Source organism: Alteromonas sp. G4i13 (assembly GCF_054960505.1).
The window spans coordinates 1-20,203 of sequence record NZ_JBHNYX010000025.1; the positions used below are offsets into that span (position 1 = coordinate 1).

The 20,203-nt window shown below is 44.4% G+C and carries 20 protein-coding genes; 7 read left to right on the top strand and 13 right to left on the bottom strand.

The features are described from left to right. The coding region (locus ACFI6J_RS13155) for a hypothetical protein (RefSeq protein WP_278344581.1) at positions 1–593 on the bottom strand (593 nt) is incomplete at its 3' end. Between the two features lie 460 nt (positions 594–1,053). On the opposite strand from ACFI6J_RS13155, the gene ACFI6J_RS13160 reads away from it, so the two are divergent. The 3 genes from ACFI6J_RS13160 to ACFI6J_RS13170 all read left to right on the top strand — a co-directional run bounded on the left by ACFI6J_RS13160 (position 1,054) and on the right by ACFI6J_RS13170 (position 4,233). Next, positions 1,054–2,175 (top strand): zinc-binding dehydrogenase, encoded by a 1,122-nt coding sequence (locus ACFI6J_RS13160; RefSeq protein WP_039228082.1) that lies wholly within the window; start codon positions 1,054–1,056, stop codon positions 2,173–2,175. 206 nt (positions 2,176–2,381) lie between these two features. After that, positions 2,382–3,203 (top strand): endonuclease VIII, encoded by an 822-nt coding sequence (nei, locus tag ACFI6J_RS13165; RefSeq protein ID WP_321824725.1) that lies wholly within the window; start codon positions 2,382–2,384, stop codon positions 3,201–3,203. Positions 3,204–3,297: 94 nt separating this feature from the next. Continuing rightward, entirely contained in the window at positions 3,298–4,233 is a 936-nt protein-coding gene (locus ACFI6J_RS13170; protein WP_462558383.1) for a bifunctional helix-turn-helix transcriptional regulator/GNAT family N-acetyltransferase, read from the top strand. 242 nt (positions 4,234–4,475) lie between these two features. On the opposite strand, the gene ACFI6J_RS13175 is transcribed toward ACFI6J_RS13170, so the two are convergent. The 6 genes from ACFI6J_RS13175 to ACFI6J_RS13200 form a co-directional block, all read right to left on the bottom strand. Beyond that, the gene (locus ACFI6J_RS13175; protein WP_039228088.1) at positions 4,476–4,898 is read right to left on the bottom strand and encodes a TraR/DksA C4-type zinc finger protein; all 423 of its coding nucleotides are present in this window, start codon (positions 4,896–4,898) and stop codon (positions 4,476–4,478) included. After that, positions 4,895–5,113 carry a hypothetical protein gene (locus ACFI6J_RS13180; protein WP_014979965.1) on the bottom strand — a complete coding sequence of 73 codons (219 nt, stop codon included), beginning with the start codon at positions 5,111–5,113 and terminating at the stop codon, positions 4,895–4,897. The genes ACFI6J_RS13175 and ACFI6J_RS13180 overlap by 4 nt, the downstream gene beginning before the upstream one ends. Positions 5,114–5,124: 11 nt before the next feature. Continuing rightward, entirely contained in the window at positions 5,125–7,290 is a 2,166-nt protein-coding gene (locus ACFI6J_RS13185; RefSeq protein WP_321824723.1) for a M3 family metallopeptidase, read from the bottom strand. A 160-nt stretch (positions 7,291–7,450) separates the two neighbouring features. Then, positions 7,451–8,620, bottom strand: coding sequence for a sugar efflux transporter (locus ACFI6J_RS13190; protein ID WP_462558388.1), 1,170 nt, complete (start codon positions 8,618–8,620; stop codon positions 7,451–7,453). A 190-nt stretch (positions 8,621–8,810) separates the two neighbouring features. Continuing rightward, complete coding sequence (locus ACFI6J_RS13195) at positions 8,811–9,485, bottom strand: nitroreductase family protein (protein ID WP_014950337.1); 675 nt, start codon at positions 9,483–9,485, stop codon at positions 8,811–8,813. 195 nt (positions 9,486–9,680) lie between these two features. Next, entirely contained in the window at positions 9,681–10,049 is a 369-nt protein-coding gene (locus tag ACFI6J_RS13200; RefSeq protein ID WP_014977175.1) for a hypothetical protein, read from the bottom strand. Positions 10,050–10,381: 332 nt separating this feature from the next. On the opposite strand from ACFI6J_RS13200, the gene ACFI6J_RS13205 reads away from it, so the two are divergent. After that, the gene (locus tag ACFI6J_RS13205) at positions 10,382–10,840 is read left to right on the top strand and encodes an aspartyl protease family protein (RefSeq protein ID WP_462558391.1); all 459 of its coding nucleotides are present in this window, start codon (positions 10,382–10,384) and stop codon (positions 10,838–10,840) included. 92 nt (positions 10,841–10,932) lie between these two features. On the opposite strand, the gene ACFI6J_RS13210 is transcribed toward ACFI6J_RS13205, so the two are convergent. From ACFI6J_RS13210 to ACFI6J_RS13220, 3 genes are all read right to left on the bottom strand, one after another. Further along, positions 10,933–11,343, bottom strand: a complete 411-nt coding sequence (locus tag ACFI6J_RS13210) for a hypothetical protein (protein ID WP_462558393.1) — start codon at positions 11,341–11,343, stop codon at positions 10,933–10,935. Positions 11,344–11,610: 267 nt separating this feature from the next. Continuing rightward, complete coding sequence (locus ACFI6J_RS13215) at positions 11,611–11,919, bottom strand: hypothetical protein (protein ID WP_462558395.1); 309 nt, start codon at positions 11,917–11,919, stop codon at positions 11,611–11,613. Further along, on the bottom strand, positions 11,919–12,467 hold the full coding sequence (locus ACFI6J_RS13220) for a YaeQ family protein (protein WP_039232321.1): 549 nt from the start codon (positions 12,465–12,467) through the stop codon (positions 11,919–11,921). The genes ACFI6J_RS13215 and ACFI6J_RS13220 overlap by 1 nt, the downstream gene beginning before the upstream one ends. Positions 12,468–12,723: 256 nt before the next feature. On the opposite strand from ACFI6J_RS13220, the gene ACFI6J_RS13225 reads away from it, so the two are divergent. Continuing rightward, positions 12,724–13,365 carry a peroxiredoxin-like family protein gene (locus ACFI6J_RS13225; protein ID WP_049587913.1) on the top strand — a complete coding sequence of 214 codons (642 nt, stop codon included), beginning with the start codon at positions 12,724–12,726 and terminating at the stop codon, positions 13,363–13,365. A 185-nt stretch (positions 13,366–13,550) separates the two neighbouring features. Here the strand turns inward: ACFI6J_RS13225 and ACFI6J_RS13230 are convergent, their stop codons facing one another. Further along, on the bottom strand, positions 13,551–14,459 hold the full coding sequence (locus ACFI6J_RS13230) for a hypothetical protein (protein WP_462558398.1): 909 nt from the start codon (positions 14,457–14,459) through the stop codon (positions 13,551–13,553). Between the two features lie 304 nt (positions 14,460–14,763). Here ACFI6J_RS13230 and add point away from each other — a divergent pair, with 304 nt between their 5' ends. Together add and ACFI6J_RS13240 are read left to right on the top strand one after the other, a co-directional pair. Further along, positions 14,764–15,759 (top strand): adenosine deaminase family protein, encoded by a 996-nt coding sequence (gene add, locus ACFI6J_RS13235; RefSeq protein ID WP_462558400.1) that lies wholly within the window; start codon positions 14,764–14,766, stop codon positions 15,757–15,759. 141 nt (positions 15,760–15,900) lie between these two features. Continuing rightward, entirely contained in the window at positions 15,901–17,331 is a 1,431-nt protein-coding gene (locus tag ACFI6J_RS13240; protein WP_435786709.1) for a glycoside hydrolase family 28 protein, read from the top strand. A gap of 85 nt (positions 17,332–17,416) precedes the next feature. On the opposite strand, the gene ACFI6J_RS13245 is transcribed toward ACFI6J_RS13240, so the two are convergent. Both ACFI6J_RS13245 and ACFI6J_RS13250 read right to left on the bottom strand, forming a co-directional pair. Continuing rightward, a complete protein-coding gene (locus ACFI6J_RS13245; RefSeq protein WP_462558403.1) occupies positions 17,417–17,986 on the bottom strand; it encodes a sortase family protein in 570 nt (189 codons plus the stop codon). 43 nt (positions 17,987–18,029) lie between these two features. Beyond that, a complete protein-coding gene (locus ACFI6J_RS13250) occupies positions 18,030–20,027 on the bottom strand; it encodes a marine proteobacterial sortase target protein (protein WP_231513101.1) in 1,998 nt (665 codons plus the stop codon). Positions 20,028–20,203: the final 176 nt, after the last annotated feature.

The following is a 20,203-nucleotide window of genomic DNA, read 5'->3' on the forward strand; positions in this document are numbered from 1 at the left end:
TATTCATATCCCCAGGGGGCGCTTGGCGTTGCTATAGGGTTTTTGAGATCAAAATCTACCTGTACTTCGCGGGCAGGGCGAATTAGTCGGTAGCTAAAGCGGCTAGGGTAGATCATCATTTGCCAGACGTTATCTGTTGATGCTGCAATTCCCGATTCTATAAATAACGCTTTTGAATATACATCTGCAGGAAACGACTGCACTTGGGGGAACCCTTCATCTACGGTGTGGCCGCCATACATGGTTGAAGAATGAAAGCTGCCATCTTCATTTCTATGATCGTGCTTCAGCATAAGACCCGCGCCGGTTTTCGTTAGAATCCAAGTGCGGGATGCATCTTCACCCACGTGAAATGGAATTTGAATTTCCGAGTCTGTGCACTTTCTTATGTGCATAACAAGCTTCGCATCACCGAACGTATTACCCACATTGTCTTTGCTAACCTTGCCCTGAAATGCTTTACCGCAGTGGGCCTTTATCGCATTAAAAAATGCATCGTGAGTAGGAATCGAGACCAACGGTGCCTCTTTAGCAAGAGCAGCATTGCTTATTACAGCAAGCCCAAGTAAGACATACGCACAATACTTTTTCATTTCTTAATTCATCATAGCAAGTTGATACAGGCTTAGCAGTGTAACCCATCTGAGTAATGGGGTCAGAGTACTTTATTGATAAAGACTGTGGCGTATTGTGCTATAGAGAGTGGCGGTATCAGTTGGTGTAGCTGTTGGGGTGCTACTCGTAAACACTCGCAAAAAATGTACTCTGACCCCATTTTTCTGAGGGGGCAGTTCAATACTTGAAGTAATGGGGTCAGAGTACTTTATTGATAAAGACTGTGGCGTAATGTGAGATAGGAGAGTGGCTGTATTACTTGGTGTAGCCGTGGGGTTGCTACGCGGAAAAACTCGCAAAAATGTACTCTGACCCCATTTTTTGGGGTGTATAAGTGGTCGAAACGCATATGTATTCGCAATATAAATATTGCTGATAGTTGTGGCGTGTTAGCTTAGCACTACATTCAGCGTTTAATTTTCAGGGCGAAATAATCACATGAATAAATCAAAACAACTGTTTACGCTAATTACCTCAGAAGGTGAACTTCAGGTATCGTTAAAAGAAGTTGATGTTCCAGAGCCGAAGCCGCACGAAGTGATAGTGCGCATGGAAGCTTCTCCCATCAACCCTTCAGACATGTGGCCGATGTTTGGCCCAGCAAGCCTAGATAAAGCGACCTTCGATACAGATAAAAGTGCGTTGGTTGCGCCGGTGCATAAGCCTTTGTTAAATCGTATTAAGTCGCGTTTAGACCAGACTCTGCCTATCGGAAACGAAGGTGCAGGTACGGTTGTTAAGGCGGGTGATAGCCCAGAGGCACAAGCTTTAATGGGCAAAACCGTATCTATTCTTACTGGTGCAGCGTATACCGAGTATGCCTGTGTGCCTATGCAGGCATGCTTGCCTCACCTAGATAGCACAACGCCACAACAAGCAGCGTCGTCATTCGTTAACCCTCTGACCGCGCTAGGTATGGTTGAAACCATGCGTATGGAAGGTCACAAAGCGCTTGTACACACCGCAGCGGCATCGAACCTTGGGCAAATGCTGAACAAGATTTGTTTAGAGCAGGGCGTAGAGCTTGTAAATATTGTTCGCAGCCAAAAACAGGTGGATATGCTTAAAGAGATCGGCGCGAAAATTGTGCTCGACTCAAGTAGCGAGAATTTTAAAGCCGAACTTTATCAAGCTATCGACAGCACGGGCGCAACACTAGCGTTTGACGCCATTGGCGGCGGTGAGCTAGTTAGCGATATCCTCACTATGATGGAAGCGTCGGGCAGTAAAGATGCAAAAGGCTTTAACACTTACGGCTCTGACAGCAATAAACAAGTGTATATCTACGGTGGCTTAGATTTCTCGCCTACTATTTTGAATCGCGCTTACGGCATGACGTGGAGCATTGGTGGTTGGCTATTAATGCGTTTCTTAGGCAAGCTTGATAAGAAGCGTGTAGGCGAGCTTTACCAGAAAGTTGCTACGGAAATTAACACTACCTTTGCGTCGTCTTACACCAAAGAACTGAGTCTTGAGGAGGCATTACAGCCTGAGAATGTAGCGCTTTATAACGCTAAAAAAACCGGTGAAAAATACCTGATTGTGCCAAACAAGGGCTAATCAGCGCAGCGTTTAAATACGGCATTTTCAGCTAAACTTTGATTAATAAAAGGGTCTGTTGATCTTTGATGTACAAACTTCGGTTTAAAGTACATCAAAGGGCTACAGGCCTTTTTTGTATTCGTTATCATCCAGCTGCAAAGAAGCTGAAAATGATGCGAAGTAACCAGTAAACAGTAACCGAGATAAAAGGTATTTGAGACAGCATGCCTGAAGGCCCAGAGATTCGTCGCGCTGCAGATAAAGTTGAAGCGGTGATAAAAGATATCCCCCTAGAAAAAGTAGAGTTTGGATTAGCTCAGCTAAAACCCTATGTTAAACAGCTAGAAGGCGAAAAAGTCTTGCGCATGGAAACCCGTGGCAAGGCGCTAATTACCCATTTTAGCAATGGGCTCTCTATATATTCACACAATCAACTCTATGGCGTGTGGCATACCTGTAAACGCAACGAAATACCGGGTACTACCCGCCAGCTAAGGGTAGGGCTTCATACCGAAACACACAGTGCTATTTTATATAGTGCGTCTGACATTAGCATTTGGCCAACACAAACTATTCATGAACACCCTTTTTTACAAAGAGTTGGGCCCGACGTACTCAACAATTCGGTGTCAGAAGAAATGGTATTAGAACGTTTACGTTCAAAAGCTTTTTATAACCGCGCACTAAGCGGCTTGTATTTGGATCAGCGTTTTATGGCGGGGCTGGGCAACTACCTTCGCAGCGAAATATTGTTTGCAGCAGGTGTTCATCCTTCACTCAAACCTTCTCAGTTAGCTGATGAGCAGCTGCGCAGGTTGGCACATCACACCTTAGCAATATGCAAACGCAGCTATGAAACCGGTGGCTATACCGTGTACACAAAACTACGCGAAGTGCTTGAAGCAAAAGGCGTTAACTTTGAAGGTACGCGGTTTATGGTGTTCGACAGGGAAGAGCAGCCTTGTAGAGTCTGCGCCACTCCAATAAAACGCCAAACGTATAACGGGCGACGCCTTTATTGGTGTAGCCAGTGCCAGGCGAAGTAATCTACCCCAATTTTTTATGATCAATAAATAATCTTTTTGACTTATTTCCAATTACAATTAATTATATCCGTAACTGGTTACGGAGTTTTGTGAAGTGAAGTCATTTAATGAATTGGGGCATATTGCATTAGGTACTGTCTTACGTCAGCTAGCCGCGCAGGTGTCAAAGGATGCAGAAAATACTTATGCGAAATTTGGATTTGCGATAGAGCCAAAGTGGTTCCCCGTATTTTATGTGCTCGCGTCAAAAGGTGCTGATTCCGTTGTGAATATCGCTAAAGAGATAAATCATTCTCACGTGTCGGTGAGTAAAATCGTAAAAGAAATGAAAGCACGCGACCTAATTGAAAGTTACAAGTCGAGCGACGACTCACGGGTTACGCTGGTGGCTTTAAACGATAAAGCGAAAGCGATGGTGCCCCAAATGGAAAAGCAGTGCGATGCCATAGACGCTGCTATGCGCGAACTAAAAGATGAAACGGGCATCGATTTATGGGAAGCGGTGAGCGTAGTTGAACGGCACCTTCGATATCGCCCAATTAGTGCAAGAGTGGACGGTGACTCGCCTGATATTAAGGTAGTCGATTATGCGCCAAAGTATCGCGAGGCATTTAAATCGCTCAATGTTGAATGGATAAGTAAATATTGGGAATTGGAAGAGCCCGACTTTAAAGCGCTCGACGACCCTGAAGGCTACATTTTGAATCAGTCGGGTGTGATATTGATCGCGTTAGATAAGGGCGAACCCATAGGCTGCTGCGCACTTATCAAACAAACTGACGATACGTTTGAACTTGCCAAAATGGCGGTGTCTCCCAAAGCTCAAGGCAAAGGGGTAGGGCTGCTGTTAGGTAAAAGTATTGTCGAAAGAGCGAAACTGATGGGGTTAAAGCGGCTTTATTTAGAGAGCAATTCAGTACTTAAGCCCGCAATACGTTTGTACGAAAAGATAGGGTTTAAGCATATTAAGGGGGCGTCATCGCCTTACGCGAGATGTGATGTGCAGATGGAGCTTTATTTAAATAAGTAATTGTTACCGTGAAGTGCAGCGATAAGTAAAGCCACACAACACCACGGTCACTGTTTTGGTTTAACTGAAGGTTCAATACCACCGTTATCAAAACGGTTAACTCTCGGCTTTCATTATAAAATGATAAAAAGCTGAGACGCATTCAGTCCATTCTTGTCAAAAGAAGAGTGTGCGCCTTGTTAACCGCACACTCAAATTTTCACTTAAATATTCACTCAAAAACTCTCGGGCAGAAAGTATCATTACTTTCTTTGTGAGTAATAATGCTGCTCTCTGCCTTCGTTTACCATTTTCACATCGGCGCAATATTCAGAGACCGGCCTTATCAGTAACCTAGGAATGCCAATGGGTTCTCCGGTCTCCAAGCAGTATCCAAAAGACTTGTCTTTTATTCGTCGCAACGACTTATCGATTTTAGGAAGTAGCTTTCGCTCCCTGTCCAAAATTCGAAGAGAAAGCCTGGATTCTTCTTCATACTGCGCCCGATCAACTTCATCGTTTATCTCAGGAGGTTGGCTTAACGATGCCTTCATCTCTTCAATATGAGCCATGGTTTGCTGTTTTAAATCGTTGAGCAATGCCTGAAAAAATTCAAGCTGCTCATCGTTCATGTAGTCGTCTTCACTGGCGGCAAGAAGCGCTTCTTTAGTCAACGTTTTACTCATTTCAGCTCCACTAAGGCTTGATGAAACCAGCCTAAAACCTGCTTATAGTGTGCCTCGCCATACAAACGTAGGAATTGCTTTGTATGCTGATCCTTCATGTTCGAAAGCGCCGCTATCCGTGATTCTAAAAACGCTTTGTCTAACGTTATGCCACAATCGCGGACAATACAGTTTTGCCATTCAACGAAGTTAGACGGTATTACCGGTGAATTCATGAGGCCTCCTGTTAGTCGAGTTTGGTTTTAAGCCCTCTGCGAATAAGCAGAGCATCTGTTGTTGGCGCTTTTCCTCGAAATGCTTTATAAGACTCCATCGGGGGACGAGAATTGCCGGTAGATAAGATTTCCTTTCTATATTTCATACCGTTTTCTAACTTTAATCCGCCGAGTTCTTGCATATAGGCAAAGGCATCAGCGGCTAAAATTTCACTCCACATATAGGCATAGTAGCCAGCGGAATAGCCGCCACCCATTGAATGTGCAAAGAATGCTGACTTATAACGAGGCGGTACATAAGACAAGCCAACATTATGTTTCTCGAGAGCTTGGGCTTCAAAGGCTTGGATATCTTCAGGCGCCTGATCGGCAGAGATAGAATGCCACTCCATATCAAGCAGTGCTGCAGACATATATTCCAATGTGTCATAACCCATATTGAATGTACGTGAACGAATCACCTTTTCCAGCAGAGCCTCTGGAATAGGCTCGCCAGTTTCATAATGCTTGGCATAGTTTGCAATAACGTCAGGGTGGGCTGCCCAGTCTTCTTCGAAGGTAGAAGGGAACTCCACATAGTCTCGCGAGACAGATGTGCCGGCCAACGTTGGGTAATTCACGTCTGATAGCATGCCGTGAAGTCCGTGGCCCATTTCATGGAACATGGTAGTAACATGATCGTAACTGACTAATGTAGGCTCGCCATCAGGCGCTTTGTTTATGTTCATTACATTAACCACAACAGGCTTTTGCGAGAGCAATTTCGACTGTCCTACGAACGAACTCATCCAAGCTCCACCGCGTTTACCTTTGCGAGAAAAGTAGTCGGCATAAAAAATCGCTAAACTGTCACCATTTACATCGAACAGCTCGTAAGCCTTTACATCAGGGTGGTAAACCGGCAAATCTGGACGGAGCTTAAAGCGCACTCCGTACAATTTATTCATGGTGAAAAACACGCCATCTTCAAGCACGCGATTAAACTCGAAGTATTGTTTCACCTCGTTTTCATCTAGCTCGTATTTAGCTTGTCTTACCTTTTCTGCGTAGAAAGCCCAATCCCAAGGTTTTAGTTCGAAGTTATTACCTTCCGCTTCAATCATTGCTTTAATGTCAGCGGCTTCTTTTTCAACGTTTTTAAGCACAGCGGGCACCATACTGCCTAGCATGTCGTATACAGCACTTGGCGAACCGGCCATTTGTTTGTCCAGGCTGTAGGCCGCCCAGCTTTCAAATCCAAGCAATGCTGCTTTTTGTGCGCGCAGTCCTGCCAATCGGCGAATAATTTTGGTGTTGTCGTATTCCCCAGACTGGTTTCGGTATGCTGACGCTTCCCACACTTGCTGGCGAAGTGCTCTATTTTCTAGTGAAGTAAGGACAGGTTGACGAGTAGTGTTCGTGATACTTAGAAGATACTTGCCTTCTTTATCAGCAGCTTTAGCAGCATCTGATGCGGCCTTTATTTGGCGCTCTGACATCCCTGACAGCTGCTCTACGTCATTTACTACCACCGCAATTTCAGATGACTCTGCCAGTAGGTTTTGAGAAAACTGCGTGGTTAAGGTTGAATGTTCTTCGTTTATTTCACGTATCTTCTGTTTATCTGATTCATTGAGTTTAGCGCCAGCGCGAACAAAATCAGAGTAATACTCTTCGAGTAGTCGGGTTGATTCAGTATCTAACTCCAACGCGTCGCGCTGGTTGTATAGCGTTTCAATACGCTTAAAAAGCGCACTATTTAAATTAATGGTATCGCTGTAAGCCGCCAGCTTTGGCGCTAGAATTTTTTGGATTTCTCTGCGTTCAGGCGAGCTATCTGTTCCTACTAAGTTGAAAAATACTCGGCTAGTTCTGGTGAGTAAACTTCCGCTTTTTTCAAGCGCTAGCAGCGTATTATCAAAGGTGGGGGCGTCAGGGTTAGACGCTATTTTTTCTACTTCTTGTAAGTGCTGTTCCATTCCTTTTTCAAATGCAGGAATGAAATGCTCGTCCTTTATCAAATCAAATTGCGGCGCGCCGTAAGTCAGTGAACTTGTCATAAATAAAGGGTTCGTCTGCTCTGCTTTTGCTGAGTCAGTCTGCGTTGTAGCAGTCTTATTCATTGTTGACGCCTGTTCGGTGCAGCCTGTTGCCAAAAGTATAGAAGAAATCGTGGCTGAAATAATGAGCTTTTTCATAGGGTTCCTAAATTTTTAGGGTAATTAATTGTTTGTGAGTGTAATGTTATATTGTAACAATTGTCAATTATGAGAAAGTGCGAAGAAATTAAAGGAAGCGATAGAAGTGCTGCTGGGTTACGCCTTAACTAGCGATCTGCTAGTTTTTTTTGAATAAAACTTAGCGTGCTTCTCGTTTTACAAACATGAACACTAACATCACGTTTAAGCCAAATATGGCAATGCACAACGACCCAATAGTGGCATCTCTGAAGCTAAAAAATTGAGCCACGGTGCCTGCGCCAATGGTGCCTAGCATCATACCCACCCGAGTGGCGTTTGAATAAAACGCTGAAGTGAATCCAGTTAAGTCGGGCGCTTGTTGTTGCAGTAAGGTCAATCCAATACCAGCATATAAACCGTAGAACAGCGCGTTCAATATTTGAAGGGTCAATAACTCCCAATTTGACTGAGAAAAGTACACGCCAACGTAAAAGCAACAGCCGAAAATAAACGCCACAGCCATGATACCCGCAGGTGGGAACCGTCGGGCTAATTTGGCTGCTAGCAGCATGGTAGGTATTTCAAGTGCTGCCACAACCCCCATCATTAGCCCAGGCAAATTTTCCGGCAACCCCAGTTCATTCATTACGTACAAAGGCATGGATGATAAATACATGACATTGCCTGCCATTCCGGCAAGTATGGCTAACCCCACAAGCCAAAACGGCAGTGATAGCGAGCCTTTAAGCGTTGTATTGAGTGACTGTTGATTGGCTTTTTGAGGCGGCACAACGTTCACCACAAAAAGCGTTGCAACAATCACGCATGCAATGGCCACCGAGAAGGACGCTGCGAAGCCAAAATTGGCAACCAGCGTATATGCTAGCGGCGGGCCTACCACCCAAGCGAGAGAGATGGCAGCGCGAACTTTTGAGTTAAATGCAGCTAAGTCAATGTCTTGGTTTTTTGCCCATAATCCCGAAACGGTCAACATTTGAGACACGGCTCCAGCGCCCACCGACATAAACAAGACGCCAGCGAGAAATACGTGCCAAAACTGTTTGCTAAAGATAAAGGCGACCATGGCAATGCCCACGCAAATCATGGTTAGCCCGTAAAGGCGATTTGCGTTAAAACCTTTGTCTGCCAAGTGCCCGAGGTACTGACTGATCACCAACCCTGATAGCGTAACGGACACCATATAAATACTTATATAAATAGGCTCAACGTTGATCTCATCAATGAGGAAATAGCTCATCAGTGGCGTAACAAACGACGATGTTAGGCCAGTTAATAGACTTAACAGTAAAAAAGGAAGTTGTGGAGAGAATGCGTGACGCGATGACATGAGGATACGAGCTCCGAGGGACTGTTAAACGTGGTTGACCGAAATTCGTAAAGAAAAGGTCGCAGCCCTTAATAACGAGGGCGCATTATAAGTGCTGCGTATCTCATGTCTATGACAAAGCTTTTATTAGTTATGCCGTTTTAAATACTTAGTTTACTTCATGCGCCCAGGCCAATAGCGCTTTTTAAATTTAAAGAAAGCTCGCAATTTCGCTAAGCGACTTTTTCTGCATGGCGTGTGCAGGAATTGTGGCGTTATCCGCCGGATAACCTGCAATAATCAACATGTAAGCACGCTCGTTATCAGGCCGTTGACAGACTTCGGTTAAAAAGTTCATTGGCTTTGGTGTGTGGGTCAAGGTTGCCAAACCTGCGTTGTGGAGTGAAGTAATTAGCATACCCACTGCGATACCCACCGATTCGTGCACATAGTAGTTTTGGCTTTTTTCGCCCGTTTCTGTCTCTCCAAACTTTTGACTGAATACGGCAATAAGCCAAGGCGCGGTTTCCAGATAGGGTTTACTTGCGTCAGTGCCTAACGGCTTTAAATCATCTAGCCACTGTTGCCCAGCACGCCCATTATAAAAACCGCGCTCATGCGCTTCAGCCTGTTCGCGTATTTGTTGTTTTACTTCGGGCGACTGAATGGCGGCGAAATGCCAAGGCTGATGATTCGCTCCACTAGGTGCAGTGCCAGCAGTCAAAATACAGTTTTCAATTACCGCTTTATCAACGTGCTTGTCACTAAAGTGACGAATACTGTGGCGGCGCTGCATGGTTTTCAAAAAATCTTCGCTTCGGGAAAGCATTTGCTCTTCAGGGTACTCAATGAAATCACTGAGCGGAGAATGGTCGTGAGGCTGCATTTATAATCTCGTTTTTCTGCTTTTTTACTACTCTATCGTTAGTGACGGGTTATTAAAAATAAAAACGCGCTAACTAGAGCGTGTTATTTACATCGAAATAAAAAATAGCGTAAACAAGTATGCACAATAAAAAAGCGACTCACTCAGGCAAAAGTGAATCGCTTTGGTGCAATTTGTTGGTAGTAGAAAACGCTGTTAGTGGCGTTTGAACGGCGGACGAGTGCCGCGTTTTTGCGTGTCAGTTTGCTCTTCTAGCATTTCAAGTTGGGCAACGTCATACACAGGCATCATGGTTGTCACTCTGCGATACGGTGGCTTACCGCGCATGATGACTTCTTTCACTTCTACGTATTCAATAGCTTCTTGCCCTACTGATTCCAATTGCGCTACATCGTTAACCGATAAGCTTACGATCTTGCGTTTAAATGGCGGCTTTCCTGAATAATCAACTACTTGTACATCAACCGTTTCATCAGTTGATGATGTCATAGCTTGCGCTGCGTTTGCAGAAAAACCAAGTGAAACAGCCGTAATTAATGAACCCAATACATAGCGTAATTTCATGTCGTGTCCTCTCGTTGACATACTTACCTTTCTACATTGTATGAGCGAAAAAGTTCTAAACAATGACGATTGGTGATAGGTGATTTCTATCACCTAATTGGATATAAAGAATTTGAGTAATCAAGAGAATGGAGAGCAGTTGAAAGAGAAGCTACTGCGTTGAAAACGGAGTGTTTAACGTTGGTGCGGAGTAAATGGTTTTGTGCACTATTATGGTGCTGTGGCACCGTCTGGTGTTGTAGAGTTTCGGTAAAATCAATCATTTACCCTTTGGTCTTTATCTTGCTGTTAATCAACACCTATGTAAAGTGTCGACAAAGGGTGTATGTGCGGTGAGTGTAAAATTTAAAATCCCCTTATTTTTTCTGCTAACTTTTTGGTTAGCGTGCACATCTGCCGTGTCAGCGATAGAGCAAAATATTCCTCTTTCACAAAGCAAAGGTGGAACACTGTATCTAGAAGCGACCCTAGAATCGAACATAAAGGCTTCGTTTCTATTAGATACGGGTTCAAGCTTATTAACCCTCAATCAAGCTACGTTCGACGCGCTAACAAAAAATCAAAAGCTTCTTGCCACCAGAACCTCTGCTGCCAGAATGGCAAATGGAAAGATCGTTAAAATATCTCAGTATCAATTAAACTCGATTCGTATAGGAAATACGTGCGAAGTGGGGCCAGTGGAAGTGGCCGTGCTTCCCAAAGGAAACAATATTTTAGGTATTAATACGTTGCTGCGGGTCGCACCTTTAACTATAACACCAGACGCTGTGATTTTAGCCGGGTGTGAATAGCGTGAATGATTCACTTTTGTTTGATTAAACACCAACAAAAAAGCGAACCCGTAGGCTCGCTTTCAAATTTACTTTTTTGCTGAAAGATTAAATTAATCGTCGCACTCGCTAACGTCGCCGCCCATTTGCTCTTTCATTTTTACGCAAGCTTCATAAGCTTTCTTCGCTGCGGCGTCTTTAAATTCGCCTGCTTTCTCAGCCGTTGCGTCATACGCGTCAGAGGCCATTTTCTTGCCATCTTCATATGCGTCTGAAGCCATCTCTTTGCCGTCTTCATACGCCTCAGAAGCCATTTCTTTACCGTCTTCATACGCCTCAGAGGTCGCGTCTTTGGTTTTATCCCAAGAATCTGCAGCACTTTCTTTTGCACTGTCATAGGCATCAGCTGTTGCTTCGCCCGCTTTTTCCATCTCTTTTTTTACTTCGCTTTTTGTCTCTTCGCTAGACTCAGTACAGCCCATTAAAGACAGTAACAGTGCTAACGCCATTGCTTTGGTTTTCATTGTGAAGCTCCTTTTGCTGGGATAGTGGCTTATTTCGAAGCCAGTCAACATGGTGTGGCCGAATAGGCATTGTGAAACCACTTGCTACGTGCCATTTTATGGTCATATTCGGCAAGCTGCATATTCGACGAATCCAGTCTAGCCTACTTACCAGGTAAAGTGTAAGTAGACTTTATGAGGAAAAATGAAAGGTTTATAACCAAAAACAAACCTAGCTAAGATTGAACAAAGAAGTTGGATATCCTGTTCTGCAAAGCGTGATGTGGGTTACTCTTCTGGGCCTTGTGTGGTGAATATAAGATGTCGACGCATATCTTTTAACACTACGCCTTTTTTAAGCAGCGCTGCGCTTAATTTTCGCTGCCACTTCTTTAGCTCGGGCTCAGCGTTTGACACCGCTTCTTCATTTTCGAATTGAAAGCGAAGCAGTAAAGAACCCGGGAATTGATGATACTGAACGTCAAACCAACACTGTTGCATACCTATTAACTCTTCAAGCGCTTGTGCTTCAAGGCTATCGGCTACACTAAAAACCAGTGCTTGCTGTTTGAGTTGAACGGCAGAAAGTTTTTTCATTACAACTGCTTCTCTATAGACACTTCAACGCTCTCGGTGACATCCGCACCTTCAATGGTTAGCCACATTTGCCCATCTTGAATAGTAACCTGTATTTGCATAGAGCGATGAACAGCATTGGCCAAAGTAGCGGCAAGCGACTCTGGCAAAGTGAAAACTGATAAGTTCTTTTTGGTCTGTAGCTTGTTATGTTCTTTCTTCCACCACGCGTCGAAGCTGTTGTCGGCGTAGGAATAAATCATCATTTGTTGGCTTTGATTGCAGCCCTTTTTGATGCGCTGTTCAGAGGGTTGGCCTAACTCAATCCACAGCTCTATTTCATCGCTAAAACTCTTTTGCCATAAGTCTGGAACGTCATCGTCAGACAGCCCTTTGGTAAACTGTAGGCGTTCATGAGCATTAACAATAAACGCAACCACGCGCAGCATCATTCGTTCGTCATTTTCAGAAGGGTGACGGGCAATCGTAAGGTTGTGGTCGTTATAGTAATTGCGATCCATATCCGTTATGGATATGTCAGCTTTAAAAATGGTCGCTTTAAGAGCCATGGTGTTCCTGCTTTGTTCTTAGGAGGCTTGAAGTTAACCCCGTGTGCTATGTAAAAAAGTGGCATAGCAAGTTTTGGCGCTATAGTAGCAGTAAAAAGCAAATTTCGCTGTAGGTGAGTAGCGCCCATTACAAGTATTTGTCGGTTTATTTATTGGAGTGCGAAATTTCTAGTGAAGCTTCTCGGTCATATTGGACATCGCGCAAAGCGCGGATAACCAAAAACTAAACAAACAAAAATGATAACGGAGAGGGTTGATGAAGAGACTAGTGGCTATGGCGATGTTAATGTTCGGCTGTATAGCAGGCGCATCAAATGCGTATGCTTTGGAGCGCGGCACTATTGCAGAAGATGCAGATTCAGTAACGCCGTTGCTTAATGGTCAAGTGGCGCCTAAAACAACGCTTAAAATGGCAGATGGCTCGCCGGTAAGCTTACAAGCGCTTACCATGCAAAAGCCCAGCATTGTACTTTTTTATCGCGGTGGGTGGTGCCCGTATTGTAATGAGCAGCTTGCCCAGCTTAAAGATATTGAAAAAGACTTGGTGGATATGGGCTATCAGATTTTGGCCATTTCACCTGAATCACCAGATCGCTTGCAAGAGCAAAAGCTTGAAACAGAATTCTTGGTTACGCTTTTATCCGACGACAAACTAGACACTATTCGTGAGTTCGGCGTTGGATTCTATTTAGATACTGTGACTGAGTTAAAGTACAAAACCTATGGCATTAACTTAACAAAAGATGAAAGTGGTAATAGTGTTTTACCAGCACCCAGCATCTTCATGCTCAATAAAAAAGGGCAGGTTTTGTTTAGCTATGTTAACCCAGACTTCAAAGTTCGCCCGTCGGCAGACCTAGTTTTAGCGGTTGCGAAAACCCTCAAAAAAGAAATGTAATGCGAATAGCCTTACCAAGGCGTTGTTCTTGGCAAGGCATGCCAAAAGAACTCTATGATATCGAGCACTACATTTCATCGCGTCTTATAATGATTAAGTTAGATTCGCACGTATTTGACTGTCATAACGAGCTGTACTTAACCATTCACCGAGTCACCTTATCTCAAACTGTAAGGAGTAAGCATTTACACTGAGATCAATGAAGTGATGTGCGCGGCTAGACGTTTAGGTTCAATATAAGTGTCGCCTTTACAGTTGTTTACGACGCTTAATAGCTGAGTAAGTAAATGTTTATTCGCTACGTTCCGCTGACATATAGCGTGAACTGTATTGAGTTCAAGTGTACTTGCTAACGCGTACACACCTTTCAAATTGCGATTTATTAGAAGCGCGTTTAACACGCGGTTAGCGGTGTATCGACGCCACGCCATATGAAAGCTGTCGAAATCGCACGTTAAGTCAACACTTAACGCCACACGAAGCGCCCAAGACAATGGGCGAAAGTGTAAAAGATGTTCGGTTAGTAAGAATATTTCAAGTGCGTGGTCAACAAACAGTGACGGCTTCGCAGTATCGCTTAGCTCAATAATGGGGAATAGCCCTTCAGCAGCGAACATAGACTCTACGAATTCAAAGGTGTAATACCCGTTACCATGAAGAGCAAGAAGGCATGTCTCAATTTCATCGAGAAGCGTTTTATCGAGGGTATTAGCAATGTCTTGAAGCGTTAGGTTATCTAAAAACTTCTCAATGTTCGGGTAGAGGGCATTAATCTCAGCCCATTTACTTTCTTTTGAATGACGTAAGGCCCTCTGATATTTGAGAACGTCGTCATGCCGTGTTAAATCGATTTGGGTGTGCAATTCGTTTCTCGAATAAATCCATCCTGCCCAAGCTATCATTGGCGAGTCCGCTAATCCAAGTGCGTGGAGCTCATAGAGCGAAGAACCTAATGAGCATACCGCTTCCACCAAGCCATGGGCTGCCTTTACATCTTTCCCCATAAAATCGGGTTCTTCTTGCATATGTTCGAATGAATACACGCCATTACGCCAGCCTGCTAAATAGCAGCCTTCTATACATTTTCCGCACATGACTGTGCTCCTGTTAGTGTTTGTTGGTGATAATGAAGAGGCCTGTTGCTCTTTGGTGGTATTTAGCCTGTTGACAAGGCGCACGCCAACGAGCAACTGGCTCGTTGCTACTAAAAATTATGAAAAGTAATCAAGAAAAGCATCGATAGAGTGAAGTTAGATGCCAAGAGCGAACTTAAAACAAATTTTGTTTCAAAAAAAGCACTGTTTTGTCCCGCTATAAAAAAGTTATTTTCTGCAAGAGTGCGAGGTTTACAGCGTCAAGTGGTATAGTAGGGCTTACGCCTTAACTCATCGTATTTCCATGATAAATAAAAACTTTCCATTACTTGATTTACATCGTCATTTAGATGGCAATGTGCGTCTGCAGACGATTCTGGAGCTTGGTCAGCAATTTAACATTTGTTTGCCAGCTTATTCGTTAGAGGGCTTGCGACCGCATGTTCAAGTAATGGAGATCGCCCCCGATTTGGTGTCATTTTTAGATAAGCTTACTTGGGGCGTTAAGGTGTTAGGCAGTCTCGACGCCTGCAAACGGGTGGCGATAGAGAATGTAGAAGATGCAGCTAAGCAGGGTATTGACTACACAGAGCTGCGTTTTAGTCCTTATTTTATGGCTGAAAGCCACGGGCTACCAACACAAGGTGTGATTGAGGCCGTAATAGACGGTGTAAAAAGCGCAACTAAAGATCACGATGTTAAAGTTAATCTCATCGGTATTTTGTCGCGTTCTTATGGCGCAAAAGTATGTCAGCATGAGCTAGATTCAATCTTGGCCTGTAAAGCGCATATAACTGCAATTGATTTGGCGGGCGATGAAAAAGGCTTTCCTGGCAACATGTTCATAGAGCACTTTACAAAAGTGCGCCGCGAAGGGCTGCCTATCACAATTCATGCAGGTGAAGCAGTAGGCCCACAGAGTATTTGGCAAGCCATTAACGACTTAGGTGCTGTGCGAATAGGGCACGGCGTTAATGCTATTAATGATGCTAAGCTAATGGACTATTTGCGCGACAACCGTATTGGTATTGAAAGCTGTTTAACCAGCAACGTATTGACGAACACGGTCACATCATTAACAGAGCACCCGTTATCCACCTTTTTGGATCACGGCATACTCGCCTGCCTGAATACCGACGACCCGGCAGTTCAAGGTGTAGAGCTAGATCACGAATTCTCCGTTGCAGCTAAGCAAGCTGGCCTTATGCCTTCTCATATTAAACAAGCGCAAGAGAATGCGCTTGCAATTGCTTTTTTAAGTGAAAGCGAAAAAGCCGCACTTAAGCGCAAAGTAAATTAATCCGAAAGATAAAAATCGTGCCGTGGTTAAACGGGCAGTAACATTATTTTGATTAATAATGCCACCGGTGGCATTATTGTCGTGATGTGAATATTTTGTTTCTTAAACGTAATCAGTTACGACTTAAATAATGGAGCTTTTATGCTGCGCTTTATACCTGATGTTGACCGTTCTATGAGTAGCTACCCCAGCCGTTTCACACACCGCCGGGCTTTGGGATGGGTGGCGTTTATTGTGACCCTTCTAACTTGTTCCTATGCGTCGGCATCTACTGGCGAAGACTGGAAAATTGCTGAGCAAATTGTAAATCAGATTCAGCTGCCGAATATTCCAAATGAAAAATTTGTGGTTGATGTGAGTGATACTTCACTAAGCGCAGCGCGAGCGCCAATTCAACGTGTAATTGACAAGGCTTCTGCCAGCGGCGGCGGTATTGTTGTGGTGCCTAAAGGAACATGGCAAGTAGACGGTCCTATTCGTCTTAAAAGCAAAGTGAATTTGCACCTAGAGGAGGGCGCTACTCTGCTTTTTTCCGGCGACCCTTCGCACTACCTACCCGTGGTTAAAACCCGGTGGGAGGGGACTGAGGTATTTACCTATTCACCGCTAATTTACGCGCTAAATGTAGAAGATGTGGCCATTACAGGTAAAGGCACTATCGACGGAAATGCCCAATCGGCGTTCATTGGCTGGTATGAGAAACAAAATACAGACATGCACGCGCTTCGTAAAATGGGGTTTGATGGCGTTCCAGTAGAGAAGCGTCAGTTCGGAGAAGGGCATTACTTGCGCCCTCCGCTTATTCAGTTTTTCCACGCCAAGCGAGTGCTGCTTGAAGATTATACGGCCCTGAATTCCCCGTTTTGGGTTAATCATCTGGTTTATACGTCTCATGCTACGGTAAGACGAGTGAAGGTAGAAAGTCACCTGTACAATAACGACGGGTTAGATATTGAGTCGAGCCAGTTTGTGCTTGCTGAAGATAATCACTTCAGAACCGGTGATGACGGTATCGTTATTAAGTCTGGCAGAGACGCAGACGGTCGAAATATAGGTATACCTAGCACAGACATTGTTGCACGAAACAATGATTTAGGCGGGGAAGACGGCATTGGTCTTGGTTCCGAAATGTCGGGCGGCATTAAGCGCGTATTTTTCGAGAACAATGTCTTGCATGAGGGAGACTCAGCATATCGTTTTAAAAGCAACTTAGACAGAGGCGGGCGCGTAGAAATGGTTCGAATTAGAGGCAGTAAAGTGGCTTCGTTTAAGCACTTATTCTGGTTCCAGCTAAACTACCCAAGTAATTTACACGGTAATTTTCCGGCTACCTATACCGACATTATTATTGAAGATTTAACGGTAGAAAATGTAGGAACGGTTTTGGAAATTCACGCTCCAGACGCAGCTCCTGTGCATAACGTTAAGTTTAAAGACATTAAAATCAAGGAAGCAGAAGAAATTCTTATCCTAGAAAATGCCGACGATATTAGCTTTGAAAATGTCACCATAGGTGAGCAAATCTGGAACGGCACGTTTTCTTCGCTGCACATTGAATCTGTTACTCGCTAGAAAACAGGTTAAACGCGATAGGTTGTTCGCATTGGTCCTTTATTTTCGCCCAATCAAGCGGTTAATTAAATGTGGGCGAACCTATTCAGGTTCGCTGGGTTTCAGTTTCGATCAGCTCAACAACAAGGCGTAAATTACTTTGTGTTGATACCGCATTAAATGGGTAGCAGGTAACTAAATAGAGCTGCTGCCCATTTACATCTACTTTCATTGCCGAGTCGGCATCGACTATCGTCTTCGATACAACCCGATAGGTTACCCACTGTGAGTTCGGCAACTGTAATTGCATAATATCTCTGGCTCTCACCTTCTTTAAGAACGTGAAGTGAGTATCTCTATGCCCGCCAATCACACTACCACCCTGTCCGAGTGGGGGCGAGTCGGTGTGGTGTCCAGGGCCAAATGCAAGGGCGTTTCCCTGTGCGCCTTCTAGTACATACAGCTGCGTCTCGCTTTTTGCATGAACCAGCTTGCCCACTGGCCAAGTATCAGACCAACGCCAAGGCTTCTGGTTAGCGCCAGTGGCTAGCGTTTCTTCCCACGAAGATTGAATTAAATATTGCGCCAGTTCAGCTTTCAATAATATCCAGCTAGCTTTGCCAAAACTGGCTGTGGCGATCAAGACTAAGATGATGGTAAAAGCGTATTTAATCATTGTTTGTCCAAGCCATATTAAGTCAAAAAATAAAGAAATGAGTTTAAGGTGCTAACCTCGTCCCCCCCTTGTTTCGCAAAAAGGCGATGCTGTGAAAAAGCGACAATAAAAGTATGGCAATCATGCCTAATACGACATGTTCAGATACACCCGCTGCGGTTTGGGGGTAACTGATTTGTCTGAATTGCGTTCCCTGTGGCATTAGGTTTCTTACGTTTTCGGTGGAAGACGGTATGCGCTGTGTATTTGCTATTTTTTCTTCAATAGCAACGAAGCTGGTGAACTCCGTTATAAGTTTATGGGGCAGGGCTACAGCAAGAATGTCTTGTTTTACTTCATCTACATTTCGCCCTAACGCTTTTTCATCCATTAACGCCGCCACTTTCTTTCTTGCCCACGCAGTCGCTACGCCAAGGTGTTGAGTAGAACCTGTCGACGTTGGCGATATTGCTACCGAACGGGTCCACTCGCGAGCGGTGCCCTGCTTGTCTACTAGTGTGCCTTGAAGGGTTATTTTTCCGCTTGTATCGGCGTTATGAGGCAGTTTCACATTCAAAAGTAAAGGAACTCCCGCGTATAAATCAGGGATTTTAGAAGGGTAAATCTCTGCTGACTGTGCATAGCCAGCCGGAAGATTGAGGCTTAAATCACTCAACACAGGGCTTTCTAATTTATAAAGCAAGCTATCCATTTGCTGTTTAATATCTGCCGTATTGCTAACAAATACATAGCTTCCGCGACCAAACTGAGCGGCTCGGGTCATAAAATAGCTATTAGGCGCGCTGCCTATGCCTACTGTAAAAAGGCGCGCATCACCCAGTTCGTTCTTTATTTGCGAGAACAATGCAGCTTCATTGCCTACCGCACCATCGGTAATAAAGACAACTTGTTTTATAAAATCTTTAGTTGTCGTGCGCTTAAGTGCGGCATTAAGCGCTGGCGCCATTTCAGTGCCGCCCCCTGCATTGAGGTGCTTTACAAAATCCCTCGCATATTGCTTGTTTCGTGTTGTTCCCTCTACGGAGGTTTCAAACAAACGCGTGGTATCATTGTTAAATGCAACAACATTAAATCGGTCTTTCTCACTCAAGCGGTCTATCGCTAATTGTAAACTCTCTTTTGCGTCCACAATCGGGCGACCTCCCATAGAGCCTGACGTGTCGATAACGAAGGTGATATCGCGATCAAAATCCTGTAAATCTTGGCTCTTCACTTGTGGCGGCATTAGCATAACAAGGGCGTAGTCATGCTGACCCTTCGATTCAGTGAAAATAGCTGCTTGTGGTGCACTAGAGGGCGAAGGCTGCCACTCTAGCCAAATGTCTCTGTCCATTTTGATATTGCTTTGATTAAAGGTGACAAGATAATTACCTGTGGATTCTGACCAATTCACACGGTGATTTCTGCTAGTGACGCTATTAAGCGTTAAACCAGTATTTAGTGTTGCGTTGAACGTAAGTTGCGGGCCTCCATTGCCTTCTCTCATATAAGGCGTGATAGATCTGGCATCGGGTACCTGATCTGTGGGTTCTCCCCAACCTGTACCTGATATTTCAGCCTCTATGTTCTCATTAAGCTGATTTAGCGGAGTGCCGGGCGAATAGCGAGGAGTGAGCGTAGTAGGCAAGTGAAAAGTAAATTTACCATCGCGGTAGTCTACTTGTTGTACATACTGAAGTGTCACCGTTATTTCCTCACCTGGCGCTATATTCGCGACCTGCTGGGTGAATAAATTTGGGCGTTGTTGCTCTGTTAAACTGGATTTCTTTCCCGCTTTTTTGGCCGCTTCAAATGCTTCTTTCGCTTCTGCCTTCGGCTTAATTTGACCCCGGATTATTCTGTCTCCTATACGCATTTCCATACTGTTAATCGCCGCGTTTTCATTAAGCGGAAAGGTGTAAACGGCATGCTTCCATTCATTACTGGTGTTAGTGAATTTTTGAGAGTAGGTAACGTGCGCAATCATGCCATTCACCTGTAAATCCACGTCAGTTGAATGCAAAAGAGCGGGGGAAGACTCACCGTCTACGCTTTGCAGCATCAATTCGCCAGACTCAGCGCGACTTAGCGGGCTAACTACTATGCCAAGCAAAAAACAGAGGAAGGAAGTAAGGATAAGCAACCTGTGATTACGCGGCTGAGTTACATGTTGCCGTTCCCTAAACCAAGGTTTGTGAGTATTGGAAGGTGTTAAATAATCCCGTTTGGGTGTTTTGG